Below are 13,890 nucleotides of genomic sequence, written 5' to 3'. Positions count from 1 at the left end.
TTGAATAAAGGAGTGGCCAGTCTATTTAAAAAAAATTCAGCTAAACCACTGGGTCAGGGTGATGATGCCGATCGGCAGGGCGAGGATCAGCAATAAGGCACCCAGGCAGCCACTGCCTTTATTCGTGGACGTATAGGAATTGTCATATCCACTATTTCTATTGCGTAACCATTCGGAATGGCAGCGCGAGCAATAGAGTTTGATGGCACCCATATTCCAGGCGCGAATGGTGCGACTATCAAAGGGCGTATTACAGCGACAGTGGTTACAGGTAAATAATTTGCTAGTCGGGATCTTCTGGCGATTATAAATAGCCAGCAAGATGAGTGCAGGTACTCCGAGTGGGATCGCGGTCGCCAAATTATTGGTCTTGAAAAACAGTAAACCAGCACTGGCTAAAAATAGGAAGGCGATCAGCAACAGCACATGGTCTACAGTCGTTCTCTTCTTCGGTTCAAGCACAATACGCGAGCCATAGGATTGGCGGGCATCTAGTTGCGGCTTCTTTGCTGCGGGTTTCACCGCTTGCAGACTTAAGCCTTCAAAATAAACCTCGGTCGCCTTCATCCGCTGCTGGTTATCGATCATCACCTCAAAGATAACCGCATCCTGCACCTGCGGCCGTCTCTCTCTGTGCTTTAATGCTGAGATATGAAAAAACACTCGCTCCGAAAGATCGTCATTGGTAATAAAACCAAATCCTTTCTCATCATTCCATTGAACAATCTTGCCTTTCATTAAAGCTCCATGAGTTGCGGGGTCATGTATTGTTCTTCTTGAGGTGCAAATAGAGCACCAGCAAGTAGGGCGCAATAGCAAAGCGTATTGCGCCAGATTTAATGATGACCATAACGTGTCACAACAATTAAATTTCTCGACCAACTAGAAATTATTATGTTTCTGTCGAAAGTTAATGGTAAACAATAGGTGCCCGCCTATGGAACTATCGACAGTCATAGTCTTTTATTGTTGGTTATCGGTGTTGCCATTATGTGTTATTCGGCGCAATACGCTACGCTATTGCGCCCTACGGGCTAGATCTGTACACTCCGACCAAGCTTTTTTTAACTAGAGAATTCAATTAGGTCGGATTGCTCAGTTCTGATTGTTACACCGAAACTTTTAATGTTTGGCAGCGTTGCATTGTGATGCTGAATGATAAATACAGCAGGAGCGTGTGGTTTATCATGTGTTGTATGTGTATCACTGACTAACGTGATGTTAAAACCTTTCGCTGCTGCACTACGAATCGTAGTATCTACACAAAATTCAGATGCATAACCACAGACAACTAATTCAGTAACAGCTTGGTTTGTTAAGATTTGCAGCAAGTCGGTTTTTAAAAATGAGTCAGGCGTTGTTTTACGGACATAAAAATCTGATTGATCTTGATTCAAGCTATTAGGCAACTGCCAACCGGAGCTTTGAAAGCTTAGTATTTCGTTATTTGGTGTTTCATGTTGTATCCAAATGATAGGCGCATTAGACGCTCGTGCCTTATCAGTTAGTTTATTAATGTTTGAAATTATTTCATCAGATTGGTAAGGCGATGGTTCTGGCTCGAATAAACCAACTTGGACGTCAATGATTAATAATGCTTTTGTCATTTGAATGTGTACTCGAAATTTTAACTGTTATTTAAATTTTAACTGTGGACCTCGAAGTGGTCCGGCAATGTTTTTTAGGCTTAATTTGAATCTTCTATATTTTATAAAAACACAAATAATTTAGCAAAGACGATAGACGACAAAGCTATTGATATAAATGAAAGTGGATTTATAATGTATTAATCTCTAATGGGGTAGATAATTTATGGCCATTTTCTTAATGCTAAGATATCAATTCTCTACCAATGCTGCATTTTCTCAGATATTTATCTCTAAATTTTATAAGACATTGGACAGAATAGTTATTTTCATTGCACATGGTCGCCACATATATTCATGCTACCTTGATTATCATCGATAACATGCGTGCGATTACGCTTCGCTAATCGCACCTACGGACCTGCCCACACCAATTTTTTGTTAGGCGAATGACGAGACAGTATTTCTGGATACTAAGGCAAGATCATTATATTCGAAATGCATTTCACCTGTATCAACATCATAATGATAATGAACAATCTCAGGACTATTAAAGTCATCCAGTTTCAATGGGTTCATCGCAAATGGATTATGATAAATCTGTATGCCGTCTAAATGAGTTTCTTTGTGGAAATGAGCGTCATATAAATACATATCGTGACCACAGATGTTTACTCCATCAAATATCCGCTCAGAGAAAACTGTATAACCTTCAGAAATTTCATTGATGGATCTGCCCAACTTATTAGAGCCTTCGTGGGTTAAGAAGTCGCTCAAACTCATTTTGCGCAATCGCATACATCTAATGAAGTTTGCGGCACCTGCTTTTACAATTGCTTTACTAAATGTTCCCGTGGTTGAAAAAATCACAGCACTGATTTCTTTATAGGAATCATTTTTGAATATGCCTAAATCGATATTTTTTCCATTTTTATTCGGAATGAATTCTACTGTTCTCTGTTTAGAATCATAGCTTTCTGGTGGCTCAAAACCATAAAGCACTCTGTTTATAGCTGTATTATTCTGGGCTTGTGTAAAATTTTTATCAAAAGGAGCTACGGCGAGAACAAACGAGTTACCTTGGACATGTGTTAATGATGAATATGGATGTTTCTTTTTCCCATTGCCAATGTAAAGTAAGTGTTTATCTCTAATTTTGCCAGCCAGCTTTAAAGTCGATTCATCAAGGAAACCATCTCCGAGCTTTTTAAGTTCCAATTCTTCAACTTCTCTTGGATTTGAAGTTACAGCCTCAACGGAAATTGCTCGACGATTCTTTTTATTGATCAAGTTAAAGTCTGGACTTGCTTTACTGTAATCAATGTCATATCCAAGGTCTTTGAATGCTTGATTGAGATAAAGCTCCCAGAATGAAGAATTAAACGTCGTTTGAAATTCGATAACAAACTTCGTCGCTTCTCCACTACGTTCAAGTAAACCCTGACCCCATGAATTAATAATTTCATGTGTTTTTTTATAAGCTGGCTCGTTTAACACGAGTTTAAAAAATGGATGTTGTTTTTCAGGGGCAACTACAGCTTTAAAAAGGTCAATACTCAATTGCCACTCCTAATGCGCCTAACTTTTACTTAAATGGCGGCACGCAGTGCCGTCCAATTTCAAATTTTTGTTAAAATGCAGCTAGCCTATGCCATAGTAATTGCTAATCGCACTTGCCAATAAGTTTCCTGCCGCACCGATAGCAACGTTCCATGAGCCATCTGCAGCTTTTGTTATCATGCGACCTATCCAGTCAGAGACGCGAGGACCAAAAGATTTATCTTTTAAATCACCATCGTCAATAATACGTGTATTTAATTCAGATATATCTTCATCACTAACTTTATTGTTTCTCAGAAACTCAGCTAGGGTCTTGAAATCATTCATTGAAATGTTCTGATTAAGATTCTGTTCAACTGAACTTCGGGAAATGTCACCGAGGATACCTTGGAATGTACCAATGTGAATATTGGTTGACATAGTAGCCTTTTCCTTCTCATTGTCAGTAAATATGTAATCCTCGCCAAGAATGCCTTCGGATTCTAATTTTAAACTCCACTCAAGGATTGAGTTTCTCACTGAACTCAATATTTGATGCATCGAAGTTATAGGAATGAATAGCATAAACTTGAAATCAGTTCTAAATAAGTCTTGGATGAGGCCTTGTTGTTCAGCACTGAAATTTTTACCGAGAAATGGATTTTCTGAAGCAGCTAATTTTTCGATTTCAGCTATGCTTTGATTTGTATGAGAAAGTGTAAACATATCCTCCATTTCATTATTGTTTGTCGATGTTTCTATCCAACCATGAAAAGGATTATGCGCTTTAAGGATACCTCTATATTTTCGATATTCTGGAATATCATCATCTTCAGAATATCCATTCATTTCACAACCAACCCAATTTTTAAAATCATCAATTTTTAATTTTGTGGCAACTAAATATGCTTGCCTTAATAAATTTGAAATTGGATAGTTTTCATCTAAAGAATTTTTTTGAAGTTCTATAACTAAAGATGCCATAAGGGTTCTCTAATGCATTTTAATATTTTAGTTATGGGGCGCGCAGCTTTATGCGCGTCCCAGCGAGCGACTTAAACTATTTGTTATGATCTGAATTAACTAAATTATCAATCATTTGGTCGTAACGTCGCTGCCTAAGTTGAACTGTTGTTAGAGTGGCGCAAATTATCATCATGATAAAACCTGTGATTGATGTATTGCCATGCCCAAAAGAAAACATCAACATGAATGCTACGGATAAAGTTGAGAACATTAACAATCCAAGCTTTGTCATCCAACGATCAATAAATCTATATAATCTGTTACTACCAAGTCCAGAGTATTCAAAGTTACCTGACTTATAGGCAACTATGCCCGGTGTCTTTTTTAATGCATAGATAATCTTTGAACATTCATCATGCTGTATGAGCGCCTTTATATCCGTAAAGCTCATTCTTATTCCATGAATTAGCCGAAACAACTCTGTTGCGGTATGTTTTTTGTTATGCCTTACCGCAGAGTCAAATTGATCTAATAATTCTGCTTTTAGTTTCGCCGCTTGCCTAAAGTTTAGAAAAATAACTCCAGCCGTTCCCAGTGATGAGATTATTCCAATGATAACCTTTGTGAGAATATCTAACTCCATATTTCCCTCGGAAAGACATAATAATTATGTTAAGCGGAATTATTCCATTATTTGTAAAATAATATTTCCGCATTTCGTTGTGGGGGGTTGTTAAAAAATGCCCGCTAATCAATTCCTTGAATTATTTCCGGCTGCCCAACCTGCATGACCGAGGGGAGGTGCCACTCCATCCAACTTCAAGCCTCAACCGAGATCGCTCTGGATTCTTTCGCTCCTCCAGCGATTGAATTGTCGATTGCCATGGCTACCGCCCCTGGCTTACGGCTGCCACAGTGCCTGGAACGTCGCGGGGGCTGTTAATCTCGGCAATAACCTTGAGTTATTTGAGTTTTTAAACTACCGCACTTTGCGCGGCGGGGAAAATGGATTCAGATGGGCGGAGTCACATTTTGTTCGTTGCCCACGGTTTTTGGCAGCAAGCGAGTGTTTCAAGCCCTGTTTTACAACCCTTCGAGCCCCCATGCGTGCGATTTCGCTGCGCGAATGGCACCTACCAGAGCTCCTCACGCCGTACTCGTTGGGCTTCGCCCAACTCAGCCCAACCTACTAATCGAACCGACCAGCGCTTTGCTTTTAACCATGAAACCAACACAAAAGTTCAAGACGTCTGTCGGGCCGCGGGGAGGGGTGAACGGAGGCGGTGCGCGGTCAGGATGACCGCAAAAGGGAGCGTCACGCCATGGATGGCGTGTGGCTCCCGGCCGGCGAAGAGAATCCCGGAGCGCGGGTTTTTCCCGACAGTCGGCATACACCAACGGCCAGGGGTCAAGGGGGCAGGGCCTTTTGCCCCCTTGCCGCCCCCGCCAACGGCAGGTTGGCAAATCGCGATTGCCGACCAGGGCGGAACCGGATCAAGCAATCCCCAATCCAGATCCCCAAATTCCGATCCGCTATCAGCCAGCGCCGCTTGTGAGGCCGAGGGAGGAACGCGGCCGGTGCGCTGTCCGAGCGGCTCGCCGGAGCCACCGATGGGCGGCATGACCATCCCATGGTCATAAAAAAAACAAAACCGGCTCCCAAGGGAGCCGGTCTAATCCAGCAAATCGTGCCAACGATAAAAACTGTTACAACATATATTCCGGCGGTGAACTCTCACCATCCGGCCGCGGCGAGGCCAGGATCTTGTCGATGCGCTTCTCGTCCATATCCACCACCTCGAAGCGCCAGCCCAGCCAGTCGGCGTAATCGCCGGTGCTCGGCACGCGGCCCAGCAACAGCATCACCATGCCACTGAGGGTGTGATAACGGCCCTTGTCCTCTTCCGGCACCGTCTTGAGCGCCAGCCGATCCTTCATTTCGAGGATCGGGATGGCGCCATCCAGCAGCCAGGAGCCATCTTCGCGCTGGATGGCCCAGGCATCTTCGGCATTGCTCGGTGTGAACTCGCCGGTGACGGCTTCCAGCACATCCTGCAGGGTCACTATGCCCTCGATTTCGCCGTATTCGTCGATGACAAAGGCCATCTGCATATTGTTCTGGCGGAACTGCTCCAGCAGCTCCATGCCGGTCAGGGTCTCCGGCACATAGATGCAGGGCGACAGATGGGCGCTGAAGTTCGGGGTTTCGCCGCGCACTATGGCCGACAACGCCTGCTTGGCATGCATGACGCCGAGCAGGTTATTCAGCCCGCCTTCGCAGACCGGGAAGCGCGAGTGTTCGGAGTCGATCAACCGGGTCAGGTTCTCTTCTTCCGGGTGCAGTATGTCGAGGTAGACCACATCGGAGCGCGGGATCATCAAGGAGCCCAGTTGCCGGTCATCCAGCCGGAATACGTTGCGCACCATATCGTGCTCATTCTGCTCTATGATGCCGGCTTCCGAGCCCTCTTCCAGCATGGCGTGGATCTCCTCTTCGGTGACCCGGGACTGGCCATCCTGGCGCACACCCAGCAGGCGCAGCAAGCCGTGGGTGGAGAGGCTCAGCAGCAGCACGAACGGACGGGTGAGCAGTGCCAGCACCTGCATCGGCCGGGCGACCAGACGGGCGATGGGTTCGGGATCGATCTGGCCAATCCGCTTGGGCACCAGCTCGCCGACCACGATGGAGACATAGGTGACGACCACGACGATAGTGGCGGTGGCGCTGATATTGGCGGTCGCGGTGGCCACGCCGAAGGATTGCAGCCACTGCGACAGCGGCGCGGCCAGCACGGCTTCACCGACAATCCCGTTCAGGATGCCGATGGAGGTGATACCAATCTGGATGGTGGAGAGGAACTGGGTCGGATCTTCGCCCAGCTTTAACGCCACCCGGGCGGCGTGATCGCCATCCTGGGCCAACTTGGTCAGCCGGGCTTTCTTCGCGGTCACCAGGGCGATTTCTGACATCGCGAACAGGCCATTGAGTAACACGAGTCCTAACAGGATCAGGATTTCCATGGTCTGTCTCCATCAACAGGCTGGCAACGGAGGGAACTAGCGCGAGTGCCGGACGGGCAAGAACGAAGGGCAGAGCAGGATAACAACCGGGTATGAGTCAGATTCGGAGTGTAACAGGCAGAACTAGCGTCGAAGAGTCGACAACTGGGTATGTCCATAGATAGTTAGAGCCGGGTTGACCCGGATACGCCTCTGGTAACTTAGGGAAGCAAATCGTACAAGTGGGATCCTGAGCTGTCAAATCCTGAGCCCGCCCGCACCCGCAAAGCCTAGCCAGCGTTGTGCTCATGCCTTTATTCACAACACTCCAAACCGTCTGTCGTACCGCAATCCATACCGCTTTTGCTTGTCTGGTTTACAGATAAAACCCCAAGCCATCTGTCGGGCCGGGGGATGAATCCATACCGCTCTTGCTCGTTTGGTTTTCACACAAATCTCAAAGCCGTCTGTCGGGCCGTGGGTAGGGATGATCGCAGCCGGTACGCGGTCAGGATGATCGCACAAGGGAGCGTCACGCCAGGGATGGCGTGTGGCTCCCGGCCGGTGAAGAGAATCCCGGAGCGCGGGGCTCTCCCGACAGTCGGCATACGCTAAGGTCCGGGATTGCCAAGGGGGAGGCCTTTTCCCCCTTGGTCCGCCCCCGCCAACAGCAGGTTGGCCAATCGCCCAAGCCGACTAGGGCGGAACCGGCCTCGCCGTATCCGACAGACGGCGGAACCGGTCCAGCCGCATTCAGCATCGAGATTCGAAGTTCGACATGAAAGAGGCAAGGGGCAGGAGGTGATCCTCGCCGGCCAAAGGCCATGGTGCTATGGCCCAATAGCCCCTACACCCGAGGCCCCAGATGATACACCTTCTCCGCCAGCAGACTGGCGGGCAGGTCCGGGTGCTCAGGATCCCTCTTCAGGCAGGTGTGACCAAACCACAGCGCGATGGCAAAGCGGCTCTGATAGAGCGCCAGCACCTCCGGATCCGGGCTGTGCCCGGCGACAGCCGGGCAGGCATCGGCCTGATCCGTCGCGGCCGGAGCCACCTCGGCCATGACGGCCGAACTCGCCTGATCCGTCGCGGCCGGGACTACCTCGGTCATGGCGGCCGGTTCGTCAGCGGATTCCGTGGTCAGCAACAACATCTGCCCCCCCGTACCCAGCAAGGCGCTCAACTGCCGTACATAATGGCCGCGACTGGCGGCGGGCAGGGCGGTGAGGGCCGCGCAGTCATAGACGGCGGCGACGTTGCCCAGATCCTCGCGGCGCAGGTCAAACAGATCGCCACACCACAGCTCCAGCGTGCCCGCCCAGTAGCGCTGAAAGCGCCCCAGGCGCTGGCGCTGCGGCTGCAGCCCGCGCTCGGCAAAGAAGGCGGCAATGGCGATATGGCTGAGCTCGATGCCGATCACTCGATGGCCCTGCTGGTGCAGCCAGCCCAGATCCAGACTCTTGCCACACAGCGGCACCAGCACAGTGGCGCCCTCCGGCAGCGCCAGCCGGGGCCAGAAACGGATCAGATGGGGATGGATCTGGGGTTGATGAAAGGCGATATCGTCAGCCTTCCACTTGGCTTTCCAACGCTGGTTACTCATGGCGACTCCCGGGTTTATGCACCAGGTTCGGATCCGCCGCCAGCGAATGCACCATCAGGACATAGGGTTGAAGCAGACAACAAGGAAGGCAGGGGCTGGACTAATCTGGCCCCTGCCGAAAGTACATAAGAGACAGATGCGAGTGCCGAAGCTAGCACGGCACCGGGCGCGGGCCTATCAAATAATCACCTCGCGGGCTTACTGAATCAACGCCCTGCGGGCTGGGGGGAGGCGCCGGGCTGTTACCTTATTCTGCGCCGGGTAACGAAGCGTAACCGGCCAGATAGGGCCATCACAGATCCGGGCTTTGCAATTGCAACCGGTTGCGCTGAGTGGATAGTCTAGCGGCTTCTTTCGAGCAGTCCCGAGGAGTCGACATGCGGATATCCAGTATTGAGTGCGGCCGGATGGTGGCCATCATCGCGGTGATGGTGATCCATATTTCGCCGTTTGCGAACCCCTTTGATCCCACGGTCTGGAATTGGACCATCGATATCTATGTGGCCGGATTCCTCAACCAGATCACCCGCTTTGCGGTGCCGTTTTTCTTTCTCTGCTCCGGCTATTTTTTGCAGCCCAAGCTGAGCGCTGGGGCGCCGCTTAAGGTGGCGTTGCGTTATTGCCGTCCGCTGCTGGTGCTGTGGCTGGTGTGGAGCGCCCTGTATGCGGTGATCCCCTTCGATCCGATCGGGGCCTGGCAGTTCGGCTATCTGGAGTCCATGGCCTTCCAGTGGCAGATGCTGCTGGCGGACCCGCTGAATCAATGGTGGGTCGGCGGCATGGTCCATCTGTGGTTCCTGCCAGCGCTGATGCTGGCGGTGCTGATCCTGGCGTTGTGCCAGCAGGTGCGCCGTCCGGGTCTGGCGTTGGCGCTGGGGGTGACCCTCTATCTGCTGGCCCTGCTCGGTGGCTCCTATGGCAAGCCCGTTCTGGGCGCCGAGTGGGCGGTGATGACGCGCAACGGTCCCTTCTTCTCCCTGCTGTTTGTGGCGCTGGGCTTTATGATCCGCCAGCACCACTGGCGCTTGAGCTCGGCGCTGGCACTGCGTTTGCTGGTCGTCGGCATGCTGGGTTATCTGCTGGAAGGCTTGCTGTTGAAGCAGCTGTGGGAGATACCATTTGGTCGTCATGACTTCCTGCTCTCCAGCGTGCCCTGGGCGCTCGGTCTGTTCTGCTGGTTGCTGGCCAACCCTGACCTGGGGCGTGGTAGCTGGCTGGAGCGGCAGGCGCCCAAGGTGCTGGGGCTCTATTGCCTGCATATGCTGCTGGTGATCTGGTTGTTTCCACTCAGCAGCAAATGGATGTCGCCGGGCTGGGAGCTCATCAAGCCCCTGGTGGTGCTGGCCTGCTCCCTGGCGCTGTATGGGCTGCTGGCACGGTTGCCGCTGGCAGGAGTGCTGCTACGCGGTCAGTGGGCATCCCGGGATGCGGCGCCACGGGGGGCATTGTCTGCGGGCCAAGCGCGATGAAGCTATGTCGCGATAAAGCTATGTTGCGATGACCAGCCTGCGCGTGACAGGTGCGGCGATAGGAAGCGATAAGAAAGGCTATATGCCCGTTACCTGTTGTCGATCAAGAGGGATGGAGTCTGGACGAAAAGCAGACCGTTGGCGGCAGGGATGCCGCCGCCGAGCCTACACGGATGTATTCATGGCGTGTCTGTGTTCGTCCTGACTCCTGACTCCTGACTCTTGGCTCTTGGCTCCGAAATAGCGGCTTGATGGCGGTTTTGGATCCGGGCAACGCATCACTGGGACAGAGCCATAAAAAACGGGCCGATGCGGCCCGTTTTGTTATTTGCGGAACAGGGGGGAGGCTCAGCCCTTAAAGTTGGTATCACGCCAGCCCTGGATATTGACGTCCACCTGGCTGCTGTCATCGACAAACAGGAAGATGCGATTGCCGGTCCAGTTACCATCGGCATCGGTCTCGCTGCTGTCCCAACCGCCACGGAAGAACTTGTACTCCAGACGGGTGCCACGGGGGCGAGTGACACGGATATGGAAGGTGTTGGCATCCACCCGCTCCAGCGTGGTGTCGGCATCGACTGTGATGGTGGCCGGGTCCCAGCCGTCATCGGAGTTGGGCATATAGAGCTTGGCATCGCTCGGGGTGTTCTCCGGCACATGCACCTGGATATCCAGCGTCACGTCGCTGGTATCCATCGCATCGTCCGGAATGCTACCCAGCTCGACGGCCGCCGCCTGGCCCTTGGTTTTCAGGATCACGCTGCCATAGGCGGGAATGGTCAAGGTATCGCCATCCTGATACGCCATGTTGCCGAGCAACTCGGTGGTAGCGCCTGTGATATGCAGCGCCAGCTCCTGATCCGCCAACCGGTTATGCACCACCAGCAGGTTGTAGTCAGCATCGGCGGCGGTGATCTGGTAGCCATAGCTGCCGGCCGGGGTGCCGACCCGCTGGTACTGGCCGGTGAACAGGATACTGTTGCTCTTGCGGATCTGGATCAGCTGCTTGTAGAGCTCATACAGGGAGCCGGGTTGTCCTTGCTGCTCCTCCAGCGAGATGCCGTCGTTGGGCAGCAGGTTCTTGGCCTCGGCGCCATACACGGCCCGGGTCATCCGGGTCATGCCGATGCCATCGCCGGCGGCGTACCAGTCGAAGGGTTCGCGCTTGTGTGGATCGGCCTGCAGATCGTGGCCACCACGCATGCCAATTTCGTCACCGTAATAGATAAACGGCGTGCCGGGCAGGGTCATCTGCAGCATGACGGCGCGACGGATCTTGCTGTCGATAAAGTTCAGCTCCGAGGCGATGCGATTGCGGTCGTGGTTGCCGATGACGGTCGCATCCACATAATCCGGGTTCACGGCGGCGTAGCGTTCGCGGGTCGGATTGACCAGCGCCAGCAGATCCTTGGGCAGACCGGCGGCGGCGGTGACCAGCTCGTTATACAGCGGGAAGTTAAAGGCCGAGGTCATGCCCGCCAGGAAGGGGGCAATCTTGGTGTTGCCATCCAGACTGTCGTAGTTCACTTCGCCGACCACAAAGGCATCGGCCTTCATCAATTTGACGTGGGTATCAAACTCCTGCCACCAGGCGACGGAGTAGGCATCATCACCGTCGCCAATATCCTGCGCCACATCCAGGCGGAAGCCATCCACCCCGGCGGCCAGCCAGAAGTCGGCGATCTTCAGCACCTCGTTGCGCACTGCTGGCTCCTGATAGTTGAGATCGGGCAAGCCGCTCTGCGGGCCGAAGGAGTAGTAGCAGTATTTGCCGGGCGCCACTTCGCCCCAGTTGCCGTCGATGGCGGTATCGCCGCAGCGGTAGAAGTTCTGGTAGGCGGCGTCACCGGCCAGCATGCCCTGGAACCAGGGGTGCTGCTCGGACGTATGGTTGACCACCAGATCCGGGATCACCTTGATGTGGCGCTTGTGGGCCTCGGCGATCAGGGTCTTGAAGTCGTCCAGGGTGCCATAGTCCGGATTGATGCTGGTGTAATCACTCACCGCATAACCGTGGTAGGTCGGACTCGGCTGGATGGGCATCAGCCACAGGGCATCGACCCCCAGGCCGCCCAGATAGTCGAGCTTGGCGGTGACGCCAGCCAGATCCCCGGTGCCATCGCCATCGCTGTCATAGAAGCTGCGCACGAAAATCTCGTACGCCACGCTCTGGTGCCAGTCAGCCTTGGCGACGGGAGCCGGGGTCGAGGTGGTGTCGTTGTTACAGCCGGTAGCCAGCAACAGGCTGGCCAGCAGGGGGCCGGATAGCCAGCCCATAGACCCGTGATGGTCGAGGTTTAACATAGTGAATCCTTATAATGAGAAACTGATTTCCTGATTTGTGAAATTTAATGTCATATAAAACAACATTATAAAAATCACGCCATACAAATAACGAGCAAACAGGGAAAGCGCTTTCCCAGTTATTTTCGATCCGGAGGCAAAGCCGAGTCAATCGGCAATCCTAAAAGATCCGGGGATCGGGATCCGGATCTCATCCCGAGATAAGCGAACGCATTCCGCCGTTGGGTATTGGGGGTAGGGATTCGGGCGTAGAGAGCAGGGTGCAGCGAACAGGGAGCAGACAGCAGGAAATCGAGCGTAGGGAGTAGGGCGCGGCCTAGCGCTGGCTGGAGGCTCGGGGGCGTAGCAGCAGATTCAGCAGTTGGGATTGAACGCGGTGCTGGGGGTTCTCCAGTTGCTCGAACAGGGCGCGGCTGGCCTGGGCACCCAGCTCGAACAGGTCCAGATCGACAACCGACAGCGCCGGTGTGGTGTGCTCGGCCAGCGGGTAGTTATCAAAGCTGATCACGCCGAGCTCAGGACCAATCCGCAGGCCGCTGGCCTGGGCCCCGGCCATCAGACCCGCCGCCAGCTGGCTGGTGGCGACCACGATCCCGTCCGGACGCTGGGGTTGACGGGCGATCTGCTGCCAGATGGCCTGACCATTGGCACTGCTGTTGTCACCGGCATAGAGATCACTGGCGATGGGGCTCAGACCCTGCTCGCTCAAGGCCTGGGCAAAGCCCTGGGCCCGCTTGCGGGTGATGGTGTCCTGGGGCTGGGTGCCGACAAACTGCAACTGGCGATAGCCCTGCTCCAGCAGGTGACGGGTCGCGGCGTGACCGGCGTGGCGGTTATCCATATCCACCCAGCTGTGTTTGTCGTGCGGGGTGAGCTGGCCAATCACCACAAAGGGCAGCTGTTGTTCACTGAGCAGCTTGATGAGCAGCGGCGCATCCTGAGTGGCGTGCAGAATAAAACCATCGACCTGACGCTCGGCAATCAGCCGTTTGATGGCGCTGCGGTTGTTGGCCAGTTGCAGGGCATTGAGCAGGGTCACCGAGTAGCTGTGCTGGGAGCAGAGGCTCTCGATACCGCAGAGGATCTCGAACACATAGGGGTTGCGAAAGGCGCAGTCGCGCTCCAGCGGCATGAGTATGCCCAAGGTTTCGGTGGTGTTCTTGGCCAGCCCCCGGGCGTTGCGGCTGGGATGATAATCCAGGGTCTGCATGGCATTTCGCACCCGCAACTTGGTTTCCGCCGAGATCCGCGGGCTATCACTCATCACTTTGGAGACGGTGGAGATAGCAACCTGGGCGAGACGGGCGACGTCGTGGATGGTGGCGGCCATGCGGGTTGGAGTTCCTGAACGTGAGTGAATGGCAGCGAGCTGACGGTGCCATGGGAGGCTAAGGCTATCAGAATCTGGCTATGCTCTGCCAGC

The 13,890-nt window shown here is 52.8% G+C and carries 10 protein-coding genes; 1 reads left to right on the top strand and 9 read right to left on the bottom strand.

The window, feature by feature from the left end:
• Nucleotides 1–36: 36 nt before the first annotated feature.
• The 7 genes from ACZYUB_RS00705 to ACZYUB_RS00675 all read right to left on the bottom strand — a co-directional run bounded on the left by ACZYUB_RS00705 (nt 37) and on the right by ACZYUB_RS00675 (nt 8,694).
• Nucleotides 37–738, bottom strand: a complete 702-nt coding sequence (locus tag ACZYUB_RS00705) for a cold shock domain-containing protein (RefSeq protein ID WP_463944737.1) — start codon at nt 736–738, stop codon at nt 37–39.
• Between the two features lie 326 nt (nt 739–1,064).
• Complete coding sequence (locus ACZYUB_RS00700) at nt 1,065–1,607, bottom strand: cysteine hydrolase family protein (RefSeq protein ID WP_463944736.1); 543 nt, start codon at nt 1,605–1,607, stop codon at nt 1,065–1,067.
• Between the two features lie 420 nt (nt 1,608–2,027).
• Nucleotides 2,028–3,146: a hypothetical protein gene (locus ACZYUB_RS00695; RefSeq protein ID WP_463944735.1), complete on the bottom strand. Its 1,119-nt coding sequence runs from the start codon at nt 3,144–3,146 to the stop codon at nt 2,028–2,030.
• 81 nt (nt 3,147–3,227) lie between these two features.
• Nucleotides 3,228–4,109, bottom strand: a complete 882-nt coding sequence (locus tag ACZYUB_RS00690; protein ID WP_463944733.1) for an AbiTii domain-containing protein — start codon at nt 4,107–4,109, stop codon at nt 3,228–3,230.
• Between the two features lie 76 nt (nt 4,110–4,185).
• On the bottom strand, nt 4,186–4,734 hold the full coding sequence (locus ACZYUB_RS00685; RefSeq protein WP_463944731.1) for a hypothetical protein: 549 nt from the start codon (nt 4,732–4,734) through the stop codon (nt 4,186–4,188).
• A gap of 1,064 nt (nt 4,735–5,798) precedes the next feature.
• Complete coding sequence (locus ACZYUB_RS00680) at nt 5,799–7,112, bottom strand: hemolysin family protein (RefSeq protein ID WP_463944729.1); 1,314 nt, start codon at nt 7,110–7,112, stop codon at nt 5,799–5,801.
• A gap of 826 nt (nt 7,113–7,938) precedes the next feature.
• Nucleotides 7,939–8,694 (bottom strand): class I SAM-dependent methyltransferase, encoded by a 756-nt coding sequence (locus ACZYUB_RS00675; protein ID WP_463944728.1) that lies wholly within the window; start codon nt 8,692–8,694, stop codon nt 7,939–7,941.
• A gap of 377 nt (nt 8,695–9,071) precedes the next feature.
• Between ACZYUB_RS00675 and ACZYUB_RS00670 the strand changes: the two genes are divergently transcribed.
• The gene (locus tag ACZYUB_RS00670) at nt 9,072–10,163 is read left to right on the top strand and encodes an acyltransferase (protein WP_463944726.1); all 1,092 of its coding nucleotides are present in this window, start codon (nt 9,072–9,074) and stop codon (nt 10,161–10,163) included.
• Nucleotides 10,164–10,511: 348 nt separating this feature from the next.
• On the opposite strand, the gene ACZYUB_RS00665 is transcribed toward ACZYUB_RS00670, so the two are convergent.
• Together ACZYUB_RS00665 and ACZYUB_RS00660 are read right to left on the bottom strand one after the other, a co-directional pair.
• Nucleotides 10,512–12,467 (bottom strand): alpha-amylase family glycosyl hydrolase, encoded by a 1,956-nt coding sequence (locus ACZYUB_RS00665; RefSeq protein WP_463944724.1) that lies wholly within the window; start codon nt 12,465–12,467, stop codon nt 10,512–10,514.
• Nucleotides 12,468–12,783: 316 nt separating this feature from the next.
• The gene (locus ACZYUB_RS00660) at nt 12,784–13,797 is read right to left on the bottom strand and encodes a LacI family DNA-binding transcriptional regulator (RefSeq protein WP_463944723.1); all 1,014 of its coding nucleotides are present in this window, start codon (nt 13,795–13,797) and stop codon (nt 12,784–12,786) included.
• Nucleotides 13,798–13,890 lie beyond the last annotated feature (93 nt).

This window comes from Pseudaeromonas sp. HNCC25DJ182, from assembly GCF_055413365.1.
Note: the sequence above shows the minus strand (reverse complement) of the source record. Positions and strands in the feature narration are given on the sequence as shown.